General features: G+C 66.9%; 16 protein-coding genes. 5 read left to right on the forward strand and 11 right to left on the reverse strand.

Annotated elements, in window-relative coordinates:
• Positions 1-91: 91 nt before the first annotated feature.
• From FQU96_RS25590 to FQU96_RS25610, 5 genes are all read right to left on the reverse strand, one after another.
• Complete coding sequence (locus tag FQU96_RS25590; protein WP_146544198.1) at positions 92-1,273, reverse strand: efflux RND transporter periplasmic adaptor subunit; 1,182 nt, start codon at positions 1,271-1,273, stop codon at positions 92-94.
• Positions 1,263-4,442 carry an efflux RND transporter permease subunit gene (locus tag FQU96_RS25595; RefSeq protein WP_146544199.1) on the reverse strand — a complete coding sequence of 1,060 codons (3,180 nt, stop codon included), beginning with the start codon at positions 4,440-4,442 and terminating at the stop codon, positions 1,263-1,265. Before FQU96_RS25595 ends, FQU96_RS25590 begins: the two co-directional genes overlap by 11 nt.
• Positions 4,443-4,743: 301 nt before the next feature.
• Positions 4,744-5,607: a crotonase/enoyl-CoA hydratase family protein gene (locus FQU96_RS25600; protein WP_146544200.1), complete on the reverse strand. Its 864-nt coding sequence runs from the start codon at positions 5,605-5,607 to the stop codon at positions 4,744-4,746.
• Positions 5,608-5,759: 152 nt separating this feature from the next.
• Positions 5,760-7,400, reverse strand: coding sequence for a GMC family oxidoreductase (locus FQU96_RS25605; RefSeq protein WP_146544201.1), 1,641 nt, complete (start codon positions 7,398-7,400; stop codon positions 5,760-5,762).
• Positions 7,401-7,514: 114 nt separating this feature from the next.
• A complete protein-coding gene (locus tag FQU96_RS25610) occupies positions 7,515-9,704 on the reverse strand; it encodes a WD40 repeat domain-containing protein (RefSeq protein WP_178130700.1) in 2,190 nt (729 codons plus the stop codon).
• A gap of 231 nt (positions 9,705-9,935) precedes the next feature.
• Between FQU96_RS25610 and FQU96_RS25615 the strand changes: the two genes are divergently transcribed.
• The gene (locus FQU96_RS25615; protein WP_146544203.1) at positions 9,936-10,169 is read left to right on the forward strand and encodes a hypothetical protein; all 234 of its coding nucleotides are present in this window, start codon (positions 9,936-9,938) and stop codon (positions 10,167-10,169) included.
• A 28-nt stretch (positions 10,170-10,197) separates the two neighbouring features.
• Here FQU96_RS25615 and FQU96_RS25620 read toward each other — a convergent pair whose 3' ends face one another.
• Positions 10,198-12,066, reverse strand: coding sequence for a sugar-transfer associated ATP-grasp domain-containing protein (locus tag FQU96_RS25620; RefSeq protein ID WP_146544204.1), 1,869 nt, complete (start codon positions 12,064-12,066; stop codon positions 10,198-10,200).
• A 276-nt stretch (positions 12,067-12,342) separates the two neighbouring features.
• Here FQU96_RS25620 and FQU96_RS25625 point away from each other — a divergent pair, with 276 nt between their 5' ends.
• Positions 12,343-12,639 (forward strand): hypothetical protein, encoded by a 297-nt coding sequence (locus FQU96_RS25625; RefSeq protein ID WP_146544205.1) that lies wholly within the window; start codon positions 12,343-12,345, stop codon positions 12,637-12,639.
• Between the two features lie 188 nt (positions 12,640-12,827).
• On the forward strand, positions 12,828-14,066 hold the full coding sequence (locus tag FQU96_RS25630; RefSeq protein WP_146544206.1) for an NAD(P)/FAD-dependent oxidoreductase: 1,239 nt from the start codon (positions 12,828-12,830) through the stop codon (positions 14,064-14,066).
• A 15-nt stretch (positions 14,067-14,081) separates the two neighbouring features.
• Here the strand turns inward: FQU96_RS25630 and FQU96_RS25635 are convergent, their stop codons facing one another.
• The 5 genes from FQU96_RS25635 to ettA form a co-directional block, all read right to left on the reverse strand.
• Entirely contained in the window at positions 14,082-14,399 is a 318-nt protein-coding gene (locus FQU96_RS25635; protein WP_146544350.1) for a DUF2149 domain-containing protein, read from the reverse strand.
• Positions 14,399-14,875 (reverse strand): MotA/TolQ/ExbB proton channel family protein, encoded by a 477-nt coding sequence (locus FQU96_RS25640; protein ID WP_146544207.1) that lies wholly within the window; start codon positions 14,873-14,875, stop codon positions 14,399-14,401. Before FQU96_RS25640 ends, FQU96_RS25635 begins: the two co-directional genes overlap by 1 nt.
• Positions 14,872-18,732 carry a cobaltochelatase subunit CobN gene (gene cobN / locus FQU96_RS25645; RefSeq protein ID WP_146544208.1) on the reverse strand — a complete coding sequence of 1,287 codons (3,861 nt, stop codon included), beginning with the start codon at positions 18,730-18,732 and terminating at the stop codon, positions 14,872-14,874. The genes FQU96_RS25640 and cobN overlap by 4 nt, the downstream gene beginning before the upstream one ends.
• A gap of 1 nt (position 18,733) precedes the next feature.
• Entirely contained in the window at positions 18,734-20,689 is a 1,956-nt protein-coding gene (locus FQU96_RS25650; protein ID WP_146544209.1) for a TonB-dependent receptor domain-containing protein, read from the reverse strand.
• A 126-nt stretch (positions 20,690-20,815) separates the two neighbouring features.
• Positions 20,816-22,498, reverse strand: coding sequence for an energy-dependent translational throttle protein EttA (ettA, locus tag FQU96_RS25655; RefSeq protein WP_146544210.1), 1,683 nt, complete (start codon positions 22,496-22,498; stop codon positions 20,816-20,818).
• Between the two features lie 164 nt (positions 22,499-22,662).
• Between ettA and FQU96_RS25660 the strand changes: the two genes are divergently transcribed.
• Entirely contained in the window at positions 22,663-22,998 is a 336-nt protein-coding gene (locus tag FQU96_RS25660; protein WP_146544211.1) for a hypothetical protein, read from the forward strand.
• A 51-nt stretch (positions 22,999-23,049) separates the two neighbouring features.
• Positions 23,050-23,820: a glucose 1-dehydrogenase gene (locus tag FQU96_RS25665; RefSeq protein WP_146544212.1), complete on the forward strand. Its 771-nt coding sequence runs from the start codon at positions 23,050-23,052 to the stop codon at positions 23,818-23,820.
• Positions 23,821-23,836 lie beyond the last annotated feature (16 nt).

The raw sequence follows: 23,836 nt of genomic DNA on the forward strand, positions 1-23,836 counted from the left end.
CTTGTTCACTTGCGTGCAGCTTGCCGCAAGCCACGGGCAGCGTCCACTCCCGGCGGACCGGTGCGGCAAGAGAGCACCCGTCGCTCGGGCTTCAGTTCCCGGATTTGGGCGCCGGACTGTCGCCCACGATGCGCACGACAGTGCCGTCCGTGATGCCATCCGGCGGCGTCTCGATGATGCGATCGGATGCGGCAAGGCCCGATGCCATCTCGACCACGCGGCCCAGATCGCGCGCCACCACGACGGTCTTGAGAACGACGCGGTTCTGCGCATCGACGGTGGCGACGCGCAGCCCGTCCTGGCCGAAGATCAAGGCGCTGGCCGGCACGCTGAGCACGTCCGTCGGCTGCGGCAGATCGAGCCGCACGTTGGCGAAGGCACCCGGCATCAACTCGCCCGCGGCATTGTCGACCACCAGCTGCATGCGCGTCGTGCCCGACGCCGGATCGACGGCCTGCGCCGAGGCCTCGACCGTCGCGGCGAACACGCGGGCGGGATATTCCGGCACCGTGATTCGCGCCTTGGTTCCCGGCTTCACGCCGGGCACGAAGCTCTGCGGCACGTTGACGTAAAGGCGCAGCTTGCGCACGTCGGCGACCACGAACAGCGGCATGCCGCTGCCGCTGTCGGCATTAATCAAGGCGCCGAGATCGGTGTTGCGTGCCGTCACGACACCATCGAACGGCGCCAGGATCTGCTTGAAGCCGGCCATCGTCTGCAGCCGATCGACATTGGCGCGCGCCGCCCTGGTCTGGGCCTGCTTGACGCGATGGTCGGCGACCTTCTCCTCGATCGACTGCTGGGAGACGGCGTTCGATCCGGTCAGCGCCTGCCAGCGCCGGGCGGTGACCTCGGCCAGGGCCTCGGCGGCCTCGGCGCTGGCCAGGCTGGCCCGGGCCTGCAGCAACTGCTGATCGAGGTCCGGCGCCTCGATCTCGGCCAGCACCTGCCCGGCCTTGATGGGCGCACCGATATCGACGGACCACGTCTTCAGGTACCCGGCGACACGGGCATAGAGTGCGGCGCGGGCATAGGCATCGAGGCGGCCGGGCAGGTCCAGGAAGGCGGCGTTGGTCCGCTTGCCGGGCTGCACGACGCTGACTGGGGGTACCGCCTGGGCCTCCGTCCATTCGCGCAGCCGGCTGTCATCGGCAAAGCGGCTCGCGATGCCGTTGCCGACCACGAGGCCGGCGATCAGCAACGCGGCCACGCCGACCATCACCCTCTTCCGGCGCGGAACGGGTACGGCGGTGTCCTGGGGATCAGGCGGCATGAGGGGCTCCGGCGGGCGCGCCGCGGCGGCGCCCATGCACGACACTGAAGACGACGGGTACGAAAACGAGCGTAGCGACTGTTGCAAACACCAGGCCACCGATCACGGCCCGCCCCAGCGGGGCATTCTGCTCGCCGCCCTCGCCCAGGCCAAGGGCCATCGGGGCCATGCCGATGATCATCGCCAGTGCCGTCATCAACACCGGGCGGAAGCGGATGAAGCCGGCCTCCAGCGCCGCCGTCGCGGCATCGCCCACCGCTTCCAGGCGCTCGCGCGCGAAGCTGATCACCAGCACGCTGTTGGCCGTGGCCACGCCCATGCACATGATGGCGCCGGTCAGCGCCGGCACAGACAGCTCGGTGTACGTCGCGAACAGCATCCAGACGATGCCGGCCAACGCCGCCGGCAGCGCCGAGATGATCACGAACGGATCGCTCCAGGACTGGAAGTTCACGACGATCAGCAGGTAGATCAGCACGATCGCGCCCAGCAGGCCGAACAGCAGGCCGCTGAAGGCATCGTTCATCGTGCGGACCTGCCCTTGCAGCACGACGGCCGTGCCCTTGGGTGCGTCCTTGGCCGTATCAGCGATGATCCTGCGAATGTCGTCGGCGACGGCGCCGAGATCGCGGCCCTGCGTCGTGGCGTAGATCTGCACCATGGGCTGGATGTTGTAGTGCGACACCACGGCATTGGCGGTCGAGCGCCTGATGTCGGCGATGCCGCCCAGGACCTGCGCGTTGCCGCCGCCGGCGGCGGCCGACACCGGCAGGTTGCGCAACGCCGCCAGCGAGTCCAGGCGATACTGCGGCGCCTGCATCACGATCTGGTACGACACGCCGTTGTCGGGATTGAGCCAGTAGGTGGGCGCCACCTGGCTGCTGCCGGCCAACGACACGACCATGCTGTTGGTCACGTCACGCGTGGTCATGCCGACATTCTGGGCCCGCGTGCGATCGACATCGACGTTGAATACCGGACTGCCGCGCGACTGCTGGATGCGCGCATCGGCAACGCCCGGCACGCGCCGGATCTGCGCCAGGAGCTTGTTGGCATAGTCGAAGTTGGCCGCCAGGTTGGGGCCACGCAGCTGCAGGTCGATCGGCGCCGGCGCACCGAAATTCAGGATCTGGCTCACGATGTCGGCGGGCAGGAACGAGAAGCTGGTATCGGGAAAGCGCCGCGGCAGTTCCTCGCGCAGGCGCTTCACGTAGGACGCGGTCGGCGCGTGGCCGGGCTGCAGGCGGATCTGGATATCGCCGTCCTGCGAGCCGATGGTGCCGGTGTTGTTGTAGGTCATGTTGATGCCGCTGACCGGCATGCCGATGTTGTCGACCATCGTCGCCAGTTCGGACGGCGGGATGATCTGGCGGATCGCGGCCTGGATGGCGGCGAAGCGCACGGCGCTTTCCTCGACGCGCGTGCCGATCGGTGCGCGCACATGCATCAGGATCTGGCCGGAGTCCACGGCCGGGAAGAAGTTGCGTCCCAGGAACGGCACCAGCAGGAACGAGGCCAGCACCACGACCATGAAGCCTGTCATGAACAGACGCGGGCTGGCGAGCGCCGACGACAGCAGCCCGCGGTAGCCCACGCGCAACGCCTCGAAGCGTGTCTCGAAGCCGTGCTGGAAGCGCACCAGCGGGTTGCGCGACGACGGCCGCGGCGCCTCGGCATCGTGCGCGTCATGGCGCTGCAGCAGGTACTTCGCCATGGTCGGCACCAGGGTGCGCGACAGGATAAACGAGCACACCATGGCCAGCATCACGGCCTCGGCCATCGGCACGAACAGGAAGCGCGCCACACCCTGCAGGAAGAACATGGGCACGAAGACAATGCAGATGCAGAGCAACGAGACGAAGGCCGGCACCACGATCTGCCGGGCGCCGTCGAGAATGGCGGGTTCGACGTCCTTGCCCTGCTCCAGGTGCCAGTTGATGTTCTCGATGGTGACCGTGGCGTCGTCGACCAGGATGCCGACAGCGAGCGCCAGGCCGCCCAGGGTCATGATGTTCAGCGTCTCGCCCAGCGCCGCCAGTCCGGCGATGGCACCCAGGACGGAAAGCGGAATCGAGATGGCGATGATGACCGTCGAGCGCCAGCTGCCCAGGAACAGCAGGATCATCAGGCTGGTGAGCGCGGCGGCGATCACGCCCTCATAGGCCACGCCGGAAATCGCCCCTTCGACGAACAGCGACTGATCGCCGATCGGCACGATGCTCAGCGTCTCGGGCAGGACCGGTTTGAGACCCGCCACCTCGCGCTTGATGCCGTCGATGATCGCCAAGGTCGAGGTCGCGCCGTTCTTGAGGATCTGCATCAACACCGAGCGGCCGCCGTCGACGTGCACGATGTTGGTCTGCGGCGGGTTGCCGTCACGCACCTGCGCCACGTCGCGGATATAGACCACGGTGCCGTTGGCGGTGCCGATCGGCAGATCGCCCAGCGCAGCGATCTCGGACGGTGCCGTGTTGAGCTGGATCGTGTACTCGAGGCTGCCGATCTTCTGGGTGCCGACCGGCGTCAGCAGGTTCTGCGCCGCCAGCGCATTGGCGACATCCTGGCCCGACAGGCCGCGCGCGGCGAGCGCCGCCGGATCGAGATCGATCTGGATCTGCCGCGTCTTGCCGCCGAACGGAAACGGAATCGCCGCGCCCGGCACCGTCACCAGCGGCGTGCGCACCGTGTTCAACGCCAGGTCGGCCAGCGCCTGCTCCGACAAGCCGGCACCCGACAGCGCCAGCTGGATGATCGGCACGGTCGAGGCGTTGTAGTTGAGGATCAACGGCGGCGTGATGCCGGCCGGCATCTGGCGCAGCACGGTCTGCGACACCGCCGTGACCTGCGCATTGGCCGTGCGGATATCGACGCCGGGCTGGAAGAAGATCTTGACGATACCGATGCCGGTGTACGAGTTGCCCTCGATGTGCTCGATGTCATTGACGGTGGTGGTCAGGGAGCGCTGATACGGCCCCAGGATGCGCCCGGCCATCTGATCCGGCGGCAGGCCGGTGTAGCCCCACACCACCGCGATGACCGGGATGCGGATCTCCGGAAAAATGTCGACCGGCATGCGCAGCGCCGCCAGCGGGCCCGCGATCATGACCAGCAGCGCCATCACGACGAATGTGTAGGGCCGCCGCAGGGCGACGCGGACAATGCCCAGCATGCCGCTCAGGCCTTCCGCGGTGGGCGCACCCGCCCGTCGGCGCAGGGCAGCGGGCCGCGCCGAGACGAGGGCGAGCGATGACGCAACAACGACATTGCAGTGCAGCAATATAAGGCCGCCAAGCTGCAATGCGAAGAAAGCCCGCGCCGTGCGACCATTCGACCAGCCATGCAGCCGGTACCGTGGAGTCTAACGCGGTTTTGATTTGGACGGCTGCCCCGGGAGCGCGGGCCTCCCGCCCGCTCATATCAGGTGGAGCGGGCCTTTGGCCTGATGCGGGCGGGACGCCCGCGCTCCCAGGTTACTTGAACACCCGCTCCTGCCACCACGGGAAGTAGCTCGGCATGTCCGTGCTGACCTTGTCGGGGTAGTTGGCCTTGCGCTTCTCCAGAAACGAGACAACGCCCTCGCGCACGTCGGCCGACTTGCCACGCGCATAGATGCCCTTGGAGTCGACCTTGTGCGCCTCCATCGGGTGATCGGCGCCCAGCATCTTCCAGATCATCTGCTTGTTGAGCGCCACCGACACCGGCGCGGTGTTGTCGGCGATCTCGCGCGCGAGCTTGTAGGCTTCGGGCAGCAGCTCGGCGGGCTTGTGAACCGAGCGCACCAGGCGGCCACGCAGCGCCTCCTCGGCACCAAAGACACGGCCGGTCATCACCCACTCGAGCGCCTGCTGCGGTCCCACCAGGCGCGGCAGGAACCAGCTCGAGCAGGCCTCCATCACGATGCCGCGGCGGGTGAAGACGAAGCCGTAGCGCGCCTCCTCGGACGCCAGGCGCACGTCCATGGCCAGCTGCATCGTGATGCCCACGCCGACCGCCGGCCCGTTGCAGGCGGCGATCAGCGGCTTCAGGCAGTCGAACAGCCGCAGGGTCAGCAGGCCACCGCCGTCGCGGTGGCCGTCGAGCCCGGGATCGACCGGGCCGCGGTTCTCGGCGTTGAAGGTGTTGGCACCGCCCGACAGATCGGCGCCGGCGCAGAAGCCGCGACCGGCGCCGGTGAAGACGATGGCGCGCACGTCATCGTCGCGATCGGCGCGGTCGAGGGCATCGAGCAGCTCCGACAGCATGCGCCCGGTGAAAGCGTTGAGCTTGTCCGGCCGGTTCAGCGTGATGGTGAGAATGCCGTCCTTGGCGTCGTACTTGATCTGCTCGTAGTCCATCGTTTGCTCCATTGTTTGGGGTCTTCCCTTCCCCGCTTGCGGGGAAGGTGGCCGAAGGCCGGATGGGGAGCCGACGTGGTCTCTGCTACCAAAACCACGTTAGGTCCCCTCCGCCCCTTCGGGGCACCTCCCCACTCTCGTGGGGAGGAAATTTACGCAGCGTCGGCGCGGGCCATGTCGGCGCATTTCTCGCCGATCATGATGCAGGCGGCGTTGGTGTTGCCCGACACCACCTGCGGCATCACCGAGGCGTCGGCCACCCGCAGGCCATCGATGCCGCGCACGCGCAGGCGCTCGTCGACCACGGCCATCGTGTCGTTGGCCGGACCCATCTTGCAGGTGCCGGCGGGATGATAGATCGACCCGCCGTTGCCACGCAGAAAGTCCAGCCACTCAACGTCGCTCTGCACCTTGGGGCCGGGCAGCAGTTCCTCGGCGATCCAGTCCTTCAGCGCCGGCTGCTGCGCGATGCGGCGCACGGCCTTCAGGCCATCGATCGCGGCGCGGCGGTCGGCCGCGTCCGCCAGGTAGTTGGCCACCATCGCGGGGTACTGGCGCGCATCGGCCGAGCGCAGGGTCAGGCGGCCGCGGCTCTGCGGGCGCGACTGGTTCATCGTTACCGTGAAGCCGGGGAAGTCGTGCAGGCTCGTGCCCATCTTGTCGGTCGAGAACGGGATGAAGTGCAGCTGGATGTCGGGGTCCTCCAGCTCAGGCCGCGTGCGCAGGAACACGCCGACCAGCCCGGCACCCACGGTCAAAAGGCCGCGCCTTCCGAACGCATAGTCCAGCCCCATCTTCATCTTGCCGAACAGGCTGCCGGCCGCCTCGTTCATCGTGCCCGGCTTGGCGCAGCGATAGAGCTGGCGGCACTGGTAGTGGTCGTGAAGGTTCTCACCCACGCCCGGCAGGTGACGCCGCACCGCGATGCCGGTCTCGGCCAGATGCTCGGCCGGGCCTATGCCCGAAAGCATGAGCAGCTGCGGCGAGTTGATGGCGCCGCCGCACAGGATGACCTCGCGCCCGGCCTTGGCCGTCTCGACGCGATCGCCCACGCGGTAGCGCACGCCGGTGGCGCGGCCATCCTCGATCTCTATCTTTTCGGTCAGTGCGTCGGTGAGGATGCGCAGGTTGGCGCGCCCGCGCGCCGGCTGCAGGTAGGCACGGGCGCTGGAGCACCGCCGGCCGCCCTGCGTCGTGAGCTGGTAGTAGCCAACGCCCTCCTGCTTGTGCCCGTTGAAATCGTCGTTGCGCGGGTAGCCGGCCTGGACGGCAGCCTCGAGGTAGGCGTCCGACAGCGCATTGCGCCAGCGCATGTCGTCGACACCCAACCCGCCCTCGCCGCCATGGAGGTCATCGCCGCCGCGCACGTTGCGCTCGGCCTTCTTGAAGTATGGCAGCACGTCGTCGAAGCCCCAGCCGGCATTGCCGAGCTGGCGCCAGTAGTTGAAGTCCGACGGGATGCCGCGAATGTAGATCAGGCCGTTGATCGAACTGGAACCGCCCAGCGTCTTGCCGCGCGGCCAGTAGATCTTGCGATCGCCGAGGTGCGGTTCGGGCTCGGTCTCGTACTTCCAGTTCACCTTCTCGTCGAGAAAGGTGCGGGCGTAGCCGATCGGGATGTGGATCCACATATGGTTGTCGGCCGGCCCGGCTTCGAGCAGAAGCACCTTGTGCCGCGTGTCCGCGCTCAGCCGAGCCGCCACGGCGCAGCCCGCCGAGCCGGCACCGACAACGATGTAGTCGTAGCTATCCGCCACCCGTCTCTCCTTTGCGGCGCCGCGCGAACACACCATGCTAAGGCGCCATGCGCCGCCCGACGAGGCGTCTCGCTGCGATCGTATCGCATGGCGGCAGGCCGCTCCCTGCGGCTTGCAACGCCGGCATAGTAGCGCGCTGCGCGCACTTATCTAGGCGGGCGTGAGCAGTTCCGCGAGGCTTTGGCGGCGATTGCGCTGGAGGACGTCGTCGATCGGCTGAACCGCCGTGCCGCGGACCAGGGCAACGATGCGCCGCGGATCACCATGGGCGACAAAGCGACCGTCAGGCGCCAGCGCGATGGAGTCGTATTCGTCGCCGAACAAGGTTGCCGCCAGCTGGCCGCTCTGGATGTTCCACAGCCGCACCGTCTTGTCGCGGCCTCCGGTTGCCAGGAACCGTCCGTTCGGCAGGAACGTAATCGATGTCACGCCATCCTCGTGCCCGTCGAGTGCCAGCAACCGCAGACCCGTTGTCGTATCCCAGAGATATACCGAGCCGCCGTTGTCGCCTGTCGCCGCCACGCGACCATCGGCGGAGAAAGCGACGGCGATGACGATGGCGGCATGCCCTGTCAGGGTGTGACGTTTCGTGCCCGACACGGCGTCCCACAGAATGGCGGTCTTGGACCAGCCGCCGGTGAGCAGCCCCTTGCCGTCGCTCGAGAGCGCGAGCGTACTGACGCCGAGTTCATCCGCCGCGATGGTACGAACGGTCTTGCCTGACGCGGCATCCCATATCACGACGGTCGCCTTGTCACCGGCCGATACAAGCCGCTGTCCGTCGCCGGAGGTCACGACGGCATAGACCGCGTTGGTATGATCATCGAAGCTGCGCAGCAGGGCGCCCGACGTTGCGTCCCACAGCTTCATGGTCCTGTCCTCGCTGCCCGATACGATGCGCCGGCCGTCGGCCGAGACGGCGACGGATATGACCGGCCCCCGGTGGCCTTTGAAGCTGCGTACCGTCCGGCCGGTGTCGATCTCGCGCAGGATCAAGACATCGGCACCGCCCGGTGCCCTGTAGTCGCGGGGCGGTGCACCCTCACCCGTCAAGACCAACCTGCCATCGGGGAAAATCGCCGTCGCGTTGACGTCATGGCTGGAGTCGTCCCCCAGGCGCCGACGGATCGTACCGCTGGTCAGGTCCCACACCAGCGCGCCATGCGGCTGGGCCGAGACCAGAGCACCACCGTCCGGCGTAACGGCAATGGACCGCACGTCGCCACCCCGTGGCGGCGTGACACTGTCCACGACCACGCCGGTATCCCGGTGCCATTGCGTGAAAGACCCGAACCGACCGACGGCGAGTACGCCCCGCCGGTTCGGCAGGAAGGCCACGGCTTCGGCATCCCAGTTCTCGCGGTAGGCCCCTGGATTGAACTGGGCGAACCGACGGATCCGTTCGCCCGTGGCGACATCCCACATCTGCAGCACCAGCTTCGAGTACTCGTCGGCGGTGAGCAAATACTGCCCGTCGGACGAGAAAGCCGCCGTGCCGGCACGATCGGCGGGGGTACTGAAGCGGCGCCTGATATCACCGCTGGCGACGTCCCACAGCGTCATCGTCCGCGACGTGAACAGGCTTTGGCCATCCGGCGAAAAGACGATGTCCGAGAATACGGCGCTGACGCCCTCGGCGGCGTAGGCTGGCAGGTCGCGCAGCACCTTGCCGCTCGCCAGATCCCACAGTGTCAGCATCCTCTCGCCGGCCGACGCCGCGATCTTGCCGTCGGGGGAAACGGCGACCGCCAAGGTGGCGCCATCATGCCCCTCCAGGCGCCGCACCAGCGTGGCGCTGGTCGTGTCGAACAGCTCCACGGCCACGCTGTGTCCGATCTGCGCCTTGCTCCCGGCCAGGACATGACGACCGTCCGGCGTCACCGCAATCGACACGATGTCCTGCTCCGCGGTCGCGAAGCGACGCATCGCGGCGCCGCTCTCGACATCCCACAGCACCATCGTCTTGCCGCGATCGCCCGACACCAGGTGCCGTGAATCGCCGGAAAATGCGACCGACAGGATCGCAGTGTCATGACCGCGCATCGTGCGCAGGAGTCTGCCTGTTTCGGCGTCCCACAGCTTCACCACATGCTCATCGCTGCTGCCGGTCGCCACCAGCCGATTGTCGGGCGATATGCGTATGGCGCGGATCGGCCCGGGCACCTGGTCACGATCGTTGTGGCCGATCTGAAGCACCGTACGGAGGGCCGCACCATCCGCTGCGACCGGCGGCGCGGCCAATGCCGCGCCCGTTCGCCCCATACCGGGAAGTGCCAGTGCGGGTACTGCCGCCAGGGCGAGCAGAAGCCGCCGTCGGTGATGGTCGATCCTATCGGTCATCCCGACACCCGTTCGCGGCGCTTTCGGCATTCATTCCTCGCAGGGACGACAGCGCCACATCATCAGGGAAATTCGCGTCGAAACTGCGGCGGACGGTTGGCCGGCGGCCGATCGGTCATGTCGGATGCCGCCGCGTTGGGCCGCGCAATCTCGCATCGCGGCACGCTGTCATTGCTTTGACCACAAAGCTCCACTAGCCGGGAAAGACGACAACCAGCGTGGAGCTCGACAATGGCCCTGATTTCCTGCCCCGAATGTGCACGCCAGATCTCCGACAAGGCAATCGTCTGCGTCGGATGTGGCGTTCCACTGAAGGCAGAGGGATCACGCTGGACGTTCGGGAAAGTCGCCGGCACCTGGGTGCTCGCCTCCACGGCCGACACCCTCATCCGCGGCGTGGTGTTCATCGTGGCCGCCGCCGTCGTGGCGGTGGTCGCGCTTCTCGTGTCCGGACGACACGGCTGAACCGTACGACGTCAGCGCGGCGCGGGCTCTACAGCCTGGACAGGTGGTAACCCAGCAGCTCGCCCAGCCGGCTGCGACCGATGGGTTCGCGGTAGGCGCGCTGGATGAACGATACATCCATGTTGCTGTTGCCTTCGACCACCATCGGACCGTCGGTGGTGAGCGCCAGGTCCCAGCCGATGACGATGCGGCGGCGAAACACGCGATGGGCGCGCAGCGCGAGTTCGCGCAACGCCGGCCATTGTTCGATCCGCCGCCCCAGCACCGGCGCGCCGGTCACGGGATGCGAGTCGTACCAGGCAAGGCAGGTTTCGGGATCATCACCCGTCAGCCAACCCAGGTCGCCGGTCTCGACATCGATGGCGGCACCGTATTCCGCGTCGGGGCGCGTATCCCAGTCAGGCTCGATCTTGGCGAGGATGCGCAGCATCGCGTGCGTCACCTCGGGCGCACCGTCGCGATCGAGGCAGGTCACGGCGCGGATGACCATCAGCGAGTCCTTGGCAAGGTCGGCCAGGTCAGGATGGTTGTAGAGGCGTGGCTGGAGGATGACGGGCACCGTCTTCGTGCCCACCATCGTCAATGATTGCCGGCGCATGTCGTCGACGATCTCATCCAAGGAGAGCAGCCGTCCCTGCCGATCGACATAGTCGAACGGCGCAACACGGTGAAACTGGCCGGTCTTCTTCGTGCCGCGCCCCCGCATCAACTTGGCGAACAGGTCGCGATCGAAGGCGGTGATGTCATCGCGCCACGATACCTGGCCATCGATCGCCGTCAGCAGAATCGGCGGCGTCGCAATACCGGCGGCGGCACAGGCAGCACCGAAAGCCGCCTTGTCGGTGAGGTCGTGCGCGATGGTGTCATCGCGCGGCTGCAAGGCGTTCAATGCGGCGAACAGGCCGTTCTTGGTCTCACGCCGGGTCAGATAGTACGCGGCGCGGGCGCGGCCGTCGGGACGATAGAGCTCGAACAAATAGTAACTGACGGCGTCGATGCCCTGCAGAACACCCATGCGCAGCAGATCGGCGAACTGGCGCATCAACGGCGTTCCCACCGCTTGCCGCACGCGTGGCCCGATCCGACTGCCGAACAGGATCACCATACCCACGGCCTCGACCTGCCGCAGGACGGGACGATGCAGGATATCGAAGCGCGTCGGATAGCGCGCCACACGAAACAGGCGCAGATCGGAGAACAGCGCGCGCGCCACGGCGCCGATCGCCACCGGCGTCAGCGCCGGCGCCGGCAAGGCACCCGCGGCCCTGAAGACCGGCGCCGACACGTCGAGGAGCCGCCGGACGACGGCTGCCGGCGTATCCGCGGCCAGGCTGCTGAAGAGCAGCGCCGACAGGATGCACAGCAGGCCCAGCAACGACGTGTAATCCTGACAGATATCGAGGAGATCGTCCGACAGCGGGATGACACTCTCCGCAACCTTCAGCCCGACGGACACCAGCATGAGGGCGAGGCCTACCCGCCCCCAGAAGCGAACGCGCGAGCGGCTGGCACGCAGCTGCGTGCACTGATGAAAGCAGAACCCCGCGATCAGCCACGGCGGGATCTCGGCCCAGTTCCGGTCGACCGGCGTGAGCGCGTAGCCGCCGAACCAGTCGGCCGTCACACTGACGGTGATGAAGGCGATCCCAATCGCAGCGAACAACCATCCTGTGCGCAGCGCTGAATCGGGCCAATGGCGGTAGAGCTGTACTGCCGTCAGCACCAGGCCACCCATCACGACAATACTGACACAGACTTCAGTTGGAGAATCGACTCGCCATTTCGAATGACCGATCCCGATCTGCACCAGCAGCGAGACCAGCGCGTAAAGAGTGGCGAGCGCGAGGATCGCCTGCGGATGGATCCGCTGGTCCAGGGACAACGAGCGAGGTTTCATGGAAAGAGCTTCCGGCTAGGGGCCGCCTGCTATATGGGCTGCCGGCCTTACAAGCAACTGATGGCGATACCTTTGGCGCGTCTCAGGTGACCGCGCCGTCATCGCCATGAACCGCTCACCTGATCGTGTTTTCCGCGAGTGGCTACTAGCGCATCCAGCAGACGGTTTGCCTCCCGATTGACACAAATCAAGCATCACGTTCTGCAATGGCATCCCGAGAAATGCTCCGGCATCGGACAGCCAGCATGATCCCGGGGAACATCGAGGATCAGTACCATGATCAGAACACACGACCACACCCTTGGTGACCTCAACAAGCTGGATGCGCGCATCGAGTTCAGAATCCGCGAGTTCCGGGAGCGAGGCGAATTCTCGAACATCGACGATACATACCTGGACGACCTGGAGAAGAAACGCAGCAAGGCGCGTCAGCGGCTGGACGCGGCAGTCCAGCGCGGCAACATCATCACGATCCTCGGGGCCGAAATACGACGCGAACTGCTTGCCATTCTGGACGAGGTGACTCGTTTCATCGAACGACTTGAAGCGACGTCGATGAAAAGACCGAACTGAGGTGTGTGGGTATATCGATCGATCCCGCCGTGGGGGTTTGACGCCTCGCCACAGGTGACTGTAAATCGTGCCTGACAACAAGGGAGTATCGCGTTGGCGCGGCCGGCACGTTCACCTGACAGCACGATCGCCTCTGCCCCTGCACCTCGGTACGTCTCACACGATCGGCCTGCGCGCAGCGCCGCACCGTGACTGCCTATCGCATCGCCGTGGTCGGCTGCGGTGTCGGCGGCATGGCCGTCGCCACCCTGCTGGCAGAGGCCGGCCATGACGTCACGGTCTATGAGCGCTTCGCGGAGCCGCGCCCGCTGGGCGCCGGCCTGTTGTTGCAGCCGACCGGACTGAAGGTCCTGCACCGGCTGGGCATCGAAACCGCGGCGCTCGAGGCGGGCGCGCGGATCGCCGGCATCGACGGGCGCACCACGCGGGGCCGCCAGGTATTGCACCTGGCCTACAGCGATCTCGATGCGCGGCTGCACGGACTGGGCATTCATCGCGGTGCGCTGTTTCGCCTGCTGTTCGACCGCCTGAAGCGCTCGCCCGCGACGCTGGTAACGGCGTCCGAGGTGGCCGCCATCGCAACGACGGCCACGCAGGCGACGCTGCGCTTCACCAACCGTACCGCGCCGGTGTCGGTCGACCTGGCGCTGGTGGCGGACGGTGCGCACTCCGCATTGCGCACGCAGTTCGGCATCCCACATCGCGCGCCGGTCTATCCCTGGGGCTGCCTATGGGTGACCTTGCCCGATCCGCAGGCGCGATTCGCCGGAGTGCTGCACCAGCGCTTTGCGGACAGCCGCGTGATGGTCGGCGCATTGCCGGTCGGTCGCCGACCGGATGATCCCGCCGGCACACCCTGCATCACCGTGTTCTGGAGCCTGCCGGCACGCCATATCGATGCGGCGCGCACGGCCGGCATCGCGGCGCTGAAGGCCAATATCGGGCGCCACTGGCCCGATCTCGCCGAGCCCCTGGCCGACCTGCGCGACATGGAGCAGGTTGCGGGCGCCACCTACCGCCACGTCGCCATGCCGCGCTGGTCGCGTGATCGGGTCGCCTTTCTCGGCGACTGCGCGCACGGCACATCTCCCCAGCTGGGCCAGGGCGCCAACATGGCGCTGCTCGATGCGGCCACGCTGGCGAGCGCGTTGGCGCAAACCAACGACATCGCGAGCGGCCTTGCCATGGCTGAAGCCGCCCGCCAGGGTCCGACGCGCTTCTACCGTCAGGCCAGCCATCTGCTGACCCCCTTCTATCAGTCGCACCTGATGCCGCTGGGTTGGCTGCGCGATCTCAGCTTCGGCACGCTCTGCACGCTGGCGCCGACGCGCAACATGATGCTCTCGACCTTGGCCGGCGTGCGCCGCAGCTGGTGGCACACATTCGACCTCGACGCCGATGGACGGCCCGACCTGCCGCTGGTGTAGCCCGCACGCCGGCTGCTATCGGCCGTCGGCACCCGGAACATAGATCAGGCGGCCGTCGGGCAGGCGGTACGTGATGCCGACCCGCACACCCTGCCCTTCGCCGATCTGGCCACTGGATTGGTAGCGCGTCAGTTCCTTGCCGTCCTTGACCGTGATGCGCATATCCGGCGCGCCCGGGTTCTCGACCGTCACCACCTTGCTGGCGCTGAACGGGTTGAGGGGGTTGTTCACGATGGCGACCATCAGGATGGCAATCACGACCAGAAAGAGGTCGATCAGGTTGACGACGGAGAGGACCGGATCGTCGGCATCATCATCGGCCAGGAACCGCATCACGATGTCTCCCGCGCGCGTTCGATGGCGCGCAGTTCCTGAAGCAGCCAGCGGCGGCGGACGGTGAGCATGAAGAAGGCGAGACTGGCGCTGATCAGCGCCAGGATGACCGACGAGAACGCCACCACCAGGTTCTCGCCCATCGCCTTGGCATCGTTGTTCGTCAGCGCCAGCAGCGCCGGGCCCATGGGAATCATCGTCGCCACCAGACCCAGCATCGGCGTGCTGCGGGCAACCACGCGCAGCCACTCCAGGCGCTTCAGGATCCAGATCTCCAGGTCGTCGGAATTGCAATTGGTCTGGCGGTGATGCGCCGCCAGACGGGAGCGATGAACGCCGCGCCAGCGTTGCCAGGCCTCCATGGCGAAAGCACCCAGCGCGACAAAGACGTAGACCAAAGCCACCAGAACCAGGACGAGCACCGGCAACAGGAACAGGCGGGTGACCTCATAGAGACTCGATTCCAAGGCTGTCATGACACTCCCTCTCGCGCGCCTGCGTTGCTGCGGGCCTGCCACGCCATGCCGACCAGGAAACAGGTGCACAGCGCCGACAGGCAGAGCCAGGCCAGCCACGCCGATGGCTCGGTGGTTTGCCGCGGCACAGGTGCCAGGACCTGACCTTGCACCGGCTCGGGCGCACGTCCGGCGGGCGGCACAGCGGACTGCGCCGGCGCTGCTGTCGCCGACAGGCCGAAGCCCGCCGCAGCCTGCGTCACGAAGGCGCGCGTGGCCTCGGCGCCGATATCGACGCCATGATCGCGCGCCAGTTGCTGCCAGCGCTCGACAAGTTCGCGCCGCGTCTGTTCGCTCGCATCCCAGTAGCCTTCGCGAATCGCTTCGACGAGGCGTTCGACGACCTGCGCCTGGGCCGTCGGATTGTGCTGTGCGAACCAGCCGTTCAGATCCAGCTTGCGCTGGTCGCGCACGAACGTGTCGTGAATGGCCTGCCACTGGTCGGCCCGCACCGTATCCGGCGCCGTCACCTGCCAGCCCCAGACATTGTTCACGATCTTCAGAATTTCGACGGTGCCGGCATAGCCTTCGCGCTTCATCGCGCCGATCCAGTGCGGGTTGAGGTATCGCGCCCGCAGTTCGTCGGCCAGCAGGCGCGCTGCCGGAGTCATCCGCGCCTTGGCGTCGCGCAGGTCAGCGACGTACAGGTCGGGCGCATTGCCCGTCAGATGGCGCACGGCCAGCGACAGGCCGCCGAGATACTCGAACGGATGGTCGGTCGAGAGCATGCCGTGCAGCCGCGACGAGCGTGCCAGGACAGCCGCCTGCACGCCATGCAGCTGCAGGGCGAACAGGTTGCCGTCATCCAGCCGCACGCCCCAGTCGCGCTTGCCGTAGGCATACTGCAGGCGCGCCAGGAAACGCTCAGCCAACGGCGCGTCGCTGTCCCATGACGCGGAGCGCAAGGTCGCGTCCGGCAGGCCGCTGCCATAGTCGCCCGGTTCATTGCTGAACAGCCGCAGGCTCGCCAGCTGCTGCGCGCGTTGCGGCGCGACACCGCGCGCCTGCAGCTGCTGCATGATCTGTCGCGTGTTGTGCGCCACTGCATTGCCGGGCTCGTCGAGCATGGCCAGACGCTCGATCGCGTCGGCCAGCAGTCGCATGAAGCCGTCGAACTGATCGCGGTAGACGCTGGTGACCTGCAGCACGACATCGATGCGCGACCGTCCCAGTTCGGACGCGGGAATGATGTCGAGCGCGACGACCCGCCCACCGCTGTTCCACACCGGCCGCAGGCCCAGCGCGTGCAGCACCTGGCTTTCCAGCACGCCAAGATGGCGCAACGCCTCCGACGACCACAGTGAGAAGGCGAGCTTCTCGGGAGGCTTGCCGTCATGCTGCAGACGATAGGCATCGAGAAGCTTCTGCAAGGCCTCGTGCCCGGTGTCGTAGGCAGCGCGGGTCGGAATCTTGTCGGGTTCGAAGGCGAAGAGGTTGCGACCGCTGGGCACATCGGGGTTGCGTATCGGATCGCCGCCCGGCCCTGGCGCCACGAACCCGCCGGAGAGGCCGGCCAGCAGCGCCTCGATCTCCTGCGGGTCGCCGAGGTGCCGGTCGAGCGCGACGGCACGCGCCAGCACCTGCCGCATGCCGGCGTCCACGTCCGCCATCGGTACGCCCTCGCGCAGATAGCGTCGCAGATAGCGATAGGGCTCGCTGTCCTGCAGCGCCGCAAAATCCTCGGCGAAGACCTCCTGCGAATCCAGGCCCAGCCGCCGGTAGTACGACTCGCCCAGTTGCTGCATCACCGTGGCCAGACGATGCTCCGGCGCCGCGGGGTCGCCGAACGTATGCAACCCCAGCGGCAGCGCGTGGCGCGCCAGTTGATGCAGATGATCGTGCAAGGCACCGACGAAGCCGTCAGGGTCGCGCGTCATGGCGGCCTCGTCCCAGCCGAGATCGCGCTGCAGGTTGCCTTTCAGCACCGCCGCGCGGATCTGCGTCGCGGTGCGATCACGGGCCGGTCCTTCGGCAAGCTGAAGGTAATCGTGGATCAGCACATGCAGGTCGCGCAGTTCGTCATAGAGGCCAGCTGGCGCGAAGGCGGGCGTCTGATGGCTCACGACGACGGCACGCCCGCGCCGCCGGGCCTGGATGGCTTCGCCGATATTGTCCTGGATGTAGGGGTAGAAAACCGGCAGGTCGCCCACGGCGAGAAACGGAAAGTCGCTGGCCGCCAGGCCGCGATCCTTGCCCGGCGTCCATTCCTGCGTGCCGTGCGTGCCCAGATGGATTAGCGCGTGCGCGCCCTGCACCTGGCGGACATACAGGTAGGCCGCCAGATAGAGATGATCCGGCGGCGTGCGCGTGTCGTGATACGCCTTGGCGGAATCGCCGCCGCGCGGCGGCTGCGGCATCACGACAAGCTTGCCCAGCCGCAGACGCGGAACGATGAACTGCGCCTGGCCATCGACCTGCCGCACCGCCGCATGCGCCTCGGGTTGCCCCCAGCGCTCGACGAGCGCGACACGCACCGTCTCGGGCAACCCGTCGAACCAGGCGCGATAGCGCGCCACCGGGACAGCTTCCGCCAACCCATCGGCCAGCAGTTTCTCGAGTACCTCGGGCCGATAGAACGCCGCCAGCATCGACTGTCCGGCGTCGATCAGCTGCCGTTCGTCAGCCGGCGTCACGTCATAGCCGGCCGCTGACAACGCCTTACTGATCCGCTCGAGGCTGCGCGGCACATTGAGGTGCGAGGCCGACAGGTTCTTTTCGCCGATCGGGTAGTTCCAGAACATCAACGCCAGGCGCTTGTCCGCCACCGGCGTGCGCCGCAGGGCGGCAAGCGCGGCGGCCTTGTCGAGCAGCGCAGCGACCTGCTCGGGCAGCGGCGTCGGCTCGCCATTCTCCACGGCATCGATCACCAGCGGATCGCTGACACCCCAGCTCTCGGGCAGGCTGAGGAACGGCGCCACGATGTGCGGCGGCACACCGCTGGTGGCCCGGCGCCACGCTGCCGGATCACCTTCGCGGAAGGTGATGGTCTGCAGCACCGGCCGGTCGAGCGCCTGGAACTCGGCCAGGCGCACCGGGCCGTTCAACATGTGCTGCAGGTTGACCAGCACGTCGGGACTGGCGGACCCCAGCGTGCTCTGCAACGCGCGCGGATCGGCCGCCTCGAACCAGAACACCAGCGGCACCAGACCGCGCGCTTCGCTGGCCGCCACCAGCGCATCGATGACGCGGGTCTGCATGTTGGCCAGTGCGCTGGCATGAACGGCGAACGCAATGCGCGGCGCATCCGGCCGCCAGCGATCAGCCCCCCAGGCCAGATAGGTCTCGACCTGCGCAAACGGCTGTGGCGCCCGGGGGTGATAGAAACCGGCCTTGGGCAGGACCGCCGGTGGTGCCACCGACGCAACGTCGCCGCCGGCCTGCCATTGCTTGATGTAGCCGACCAGCCGACGCAGGTTGGCCTCGCCGCCGTTGGCGTAGTACGCGACGAGGCGCTGCGCGTGCTCAGGCGCGATGCGATCGAAGGCCGGGGGACCGCCGCCGATGCGGATCCAGGGGATGGTGCTCTGAGTCAGGGCCGTGCCCAGGCGCGCCTGTACGGCTGCCAGGTCGTTCGGCCGCGGCGTGTCGAGGATCACGAGGTTGGCGCCGGCAATCCAGGCAGCCGGGTCGCCCGGCGCGGCGTCGATGTAGACGGGCTCGACCATCACACCGGCCTCACGTCCCCATGCGGCGAGCCTGGCGAACTTGGCCGGCAGCACGAAGTCGTTGGTGACGATGCGCACCACCGGCTCGGCCTGCGCAGTGCTCGCCGAGAAGAGAGCGCACACCAAGGCCATCACGCGCGCGATCGTGGGCATGTCAGAACCTGTAGTTGAGGCCGACCCAGTAGAGGCGACCCGGCTCGGCATAGGTGAACAACGACGATTTTTCGGCGAGGCGTTCGTTGGCGATGTTCTGGACGCCGGCGCGCATGGTGACCGTGTCGGTCAGTCGATGACTGAGGTCGATCGACCACAGCGTATAGCCCGGCAGACGCCGGCCGCCGGTCGCGGTCGGATACACGATCTGCCGCCCGACATAGTCACCGCGCAGTTGCACGGTCGTGCCTTCGCGCGGCGTCCAGCCCAGCGTGACGTTGCCGCTGTGCCGCGGGCGCTCCGGCAATTCCTGGCCCGTCGTGCGGTTCTTGGTGTCGAGAAACGTGTAGTTCGCATCCAGGCGCAGCTGCCAGGGCAGCGCCACGCCACCGGCGATCTCGACACCGCGAATGCGCGCCTTCTCGACATTCTCGTACGTGCGAATCTCGCGACCGCGGATACCGCAGAAGCGTACGCACGCGGTCTGGATCAGGTTCTTCAGGTCGTTCTGAAACACCGTGGCGCGCAACGACCATGACGCCGCCTGGTAGTCGGCACCGAACTCGTAGGATGTGTTGATCTCCGGCCGCAGATCGGGGTTGCCCACGATGGTGAAGCGGCCGGCCGCCGCCACGGCGCGGTACTCCGGCGACAGCTGCTTCAGGGTCGGCGCCTTGAAGCCGCGACCGACGCCGACCCGAAATGTCAGCGCGTCATTCCAGTGATGCACCAGATAGGCGCGCGGACTGTTCTGCCAGCCGAATGCATCGTGATGATCGAGCCGATTGCCGATCACCAGCGACCAGTCGGCGCCCAGCGTGATCTCGTCCTGCAGGAAGAGCGCCTGGTGCGTCGCCTGCGCCCGGCCGCGGCGGTTGACCGTGCTGTCCTTCAGGCGCTCCTCGCGCCATTCACCGCCCAGCGTGATGCGATTGAAGCCGAACGCACCGAACGTCAGATGGCCATCGACAATGTCGTCGGTCAGCCGGTGTGGCCCCGACGGTGTCCCCTGCGAGCGCCGGCTCTCGCGATAGAGGGTCGATCGATAGGCACGCAGCGTGCTGCTGCCCCAACCCCAGTCTCCTTGATGGGTCAGCGAGAACTGCTGGCGCTCGACATCATCGGTCGTCTTGTAGAACGACGGCGCGGGGCCCTCCGACAACAGCTTGTACAGGCGCCGATCGACGCCATAGCCGTAGCTGAGGTCGATGCGCTGCGCCTGATCGGGCGTCCATGTCAGAACCGCCTTGCCGGCGGCGCTGTCGCGCTTCTCGAGTTCCGACCGGCGCGGCTCGGTGGGATCGGGGGCCAGCTGGCGACCGCTGGCCTCGCCATAGAGGCTGAGCGCGAGACGACCGGGCACCAGCGGACCGCCGGCATAGCCGCCGAACTGATACGTATCGCCGCCGCGACGCTGCTGCAGGCCACCGGTGCCGGAGAAACCGCCGTGCCAGGCATCCGTGGCGCGTCGCGTGATGACGTTGATGACTCCACCCAGCGCTTCGGAGCCGTAGAGCGAGGACATCGGACCGCGCACCACCTCGATGCGCTCGATGGCCTCGACCGGAATCCAGTTCAGGTCGTAGTCGGCATGGGCGATGGCGCTGCCCGCGGTGTTGACGCGCTTGCCATCGACCAGGATCAGCGTGTGTTCGCTCGGCATGCCGCGGATGCTGATGCCGCGCCGGTTGAGGCCGATACCGCCGATGGTGATTCCCGGCGTGCCGCGCAGAGCATCCGACAGATCCTGGACCGGTCGCCGGCTCAGCTGATCGCGCGTCACCACGGTAACTGTCGCCGGCGCGTCGCGCAGCTTGCGTTCGGTCGTCGTGGCGCTGACGACGACCGCGGGCAGCTCCTGGGATTCCTGGGCCTGCCCCTCGCCCGACATCATCGGCGCCACTGCCAGCAGAGACCAGTACAGCCGTCTTCGCGAGCGGTTGAACCGACAACGCATTCCCGAACTCCCCAACGCACCTTTCCGATCGCGAATTATAGAATGTTATAACGTAACATTTCCGATTGCAACAAAGTCTGGGCCGTCTGTCATCCCGCGCGCTGGCGCGGGATGACAGACGGCGCGTTAGCCGCGTGTCAGCGGCTTGTACCTGATGCGATGCGGCTCAGTGGCGTCGGCGCCCAGGCGACGGCGCTTGTCTTCCTCGTAGTCCTGGAAGTTGCCCTCGAACCACACGACCTCACTGTCGCCCTCGAAGGCGAGGATGTGGGTGGCGATGCGATCGAGGAACCAGCGATCGTGGCTGATGATGACGGCGCAGCCGGCGAAATCACCCAGCGCCTCTTCCAGCGCCCGCAAGGTGTCGACGTCGAGGTCGTTGGTCGGCTCGTCGAGCAGCAGGACGTTGGCGCCGCTCTTGAGCATCTTGGCCAGATGCACGCGGTTGCGCTCGCCGCCCGACAACTGGCCGACCTTCTTCTGCTGGTCGGCGCCCTTGAAGTTGAAGCCGCCGCAGTAGGCGCGGCTGGGCATCTCGCGCTTGCCGATCTGCAGAACGTCGAGCCCGTCGGAGATCTCCTCCCACACGCTCTTGTTGGGATCGAGCGTATCGCGCGACTGATCGACATAGCCCAGCTTCACCGTCGAGCCGACGGTGAACGTGCCGGTGTCGGCCTTGTCCTGGCCGGTGATCATGCGGAACAGCGTGGTCTTGCCGGCGCCGTTGGGGCCGATGATGCCGACGATGCCGCCGGCCGGCAGCTTGAAGTTGAGGTTGTCCATCAGCAGGCGATCGCCGAAGCCCTTGGCGACGTGATCGGCCTGGATCACGAGATCGCCCAACCGCGGCCCGGCCGGGATGACGATCTGCGCCTTCTCGAGGTTCTGCTTCTCGCCCTCGGCCAGCATCTGCTCGTAGGCGGCGATACGCGCCTTGCTCTTGCTGCGCCGCGCCGCCGGGCTCTGGCCCATCCATTCCAGTTCGCGCTGCAGAGTGCGCCGGCGGGCGTCGGCCGACCTCTCTTCCTGCACCAGCCGCTGTTCCTTCTGCTGCAGCCACGAGGAGTAGTTGCCCTCCCATGGAATGCCCTGGCCACGGTCAAGCTCGAGGATCCAGCCCGCGACGTTGTCGAGGAAGTAGCGATCGTGGGTGATCGCCACGACGGTGCCGGGGAACTCCTTGAGGTAGCGCTCCAGCCACGCCACCGACTCGGCGTCGAGGTGGTTGGTGGGCTCGTCCAGCAGCAGCATGTCGGGCTTGCTGAGCAGCACGCGACAGAGCGCCACGCGGCGGCGCTCGCCGCCCGACAGCTTGGACACATCGGCATCGCCCGGCGGGCAGCGCAGCGCGTCCATGGCGATCTCGACGGTGCGCTGGATATCCCAGGCATCGGCGGCGTCGATCTTCTCCTGCAGTTCGGCCTGTTCGGCGATCAGCTTCTCCATCTCATCGGGATCGCTGACCTCACCCAGCTGGTTCGACACTTCCTCGAAGCGCTGCACCAACTGTGCCGCTTCACCGACGCCATCCATCACGTTGCCCAGGGCATCCTTCGACGGGTCGAGTTGCGGCTCCTGGGCCAGGTAGCCGACCTTGACGCCGTCGGCCGCCCACGCCTCGCCGGTGAAATTGTCGTCCTGGCCGGCCATGATGCGCAGCAGGGTCGATTTGCCGGCGCCATTGAGGCCCAGCACACCGATCTTGGCGCCCGGCAGGAAGCTGAGCCAGATGTCCTTCAAGACCTGCTTGCCGCCAGGCCAGGTCTTGGACAGACCCTTCATCACATAGATGTACTGGTACGCGGCCATGATGGATTCCTGCTGCGCGAAATTTCGGGGGCAATCGGGCCGCTTCTCTAGCGGAGCCGCGCTGCGATGGCAACGTAACCACCGCGCTCTTGCATCGCCTTTTCCCGGCCCGTGAAATCGCCTTAAATGCCTCTTGTGAACCGGTTTCGAGGGGATGGGGAGCAATGAGCAGGGGCAAGATCGCGGCCATCGTCGCCGGCGGCATCGCCGCCGTGCTGGTCATTGCCTTCTTGGTCTATCGCATGGTGGTCCAGGAGGCCGGGCCGGCGTTCGACCAGTCCTTCAACGAAAGCTTCCTTGATAACTGCCTGAAATCGGCGCGTGGCGCCTTGACGCAGCAGGGCAAGACCGGACCCGACGCCGAAGCCCTGGTGCAGCGTTACTGCACCTGCGCGCTTGACGTCGTCAAACCCATGCCGGCTGCCGACAAGATCCTGCTGGGCAATTCGGAGGCGAAGCAGCGCGAGGTCATGGCAGAAGTGCAGAAACGGTGCCGGTAAGCCGCCGGTAAGCGGCGCACCATCGACGGACGGATCGGAGGATAGTGACGGATGAGCGGGCGGTTGAACGGCAAGGTGGCGCTGATCACGGGCGGCGCATCGGGACTGGGTGAATGCGCGGCGATCCTGATGGCGCAGGAAGGCGCCAAGGTCGTGATCGCCGACATCCAGGCCGACAAAGGCAAGGCCGTGGCCGGCAAGATCGGCAGCGCCGCATCGTTCGTGCTGCTTGATGTGACCAGCGAAGCGCAATGGCAGGCAGCGATCGCCGCGGCGGTCGCCACGTTCGGCGCCCTGCACGTGCTGGTGAATTCGGCCGGTATCGGGCTGGGCAAGACCGTGGAGGATATCGAGCTCGAGGAGTGGCGCCGCGTGCACGCGATCGATCTGGACGGCGTGTTCCTGGGCTGCAAGCACGGCGTGCGCGAGATCAAGAAGCATACCGGGGCGCTGGGCGGCTCGATCATCAACATCTCGTCGATCTCGGGCATCATCGCCGGCGCCAACATGGCGGCCTACAACTCGGCCAAGGCCGGCGTGCGGTTGTTGTCGAAGTCGGTGGCGCTACATTGCGCCAAATCGGGCTACAACATCCGCTGCAATTCGGTGCACCCGACCTTCATCGACACGCCGATCCTCGACCGCTACCGCACGCGCTTCGGCGACGAGGTCATGCAACAGAAGCTCGGCCGCCAGGTGCCGATCGGACGGCTGGGCCGGCCCGAGGAAGTCGGCTGGCCGATCGTGTTCCTCGCCTCCGACGAATCGAGCTTCATGACCGGTTCGGAAGTGGTGGTCGACGGCGGCATCAGCGCGATGTGACGGTCGCGCAAGCGAC

The sequence above is a fragment of the Reyranella sp. CPCC 100927 genome, from assembly GCF_007859315.1.
GTDB lineage: Bacteria > Pseudomonadota > Alphaproteobacteria > Reyranellales > Reyranellaceae > Vineibacter.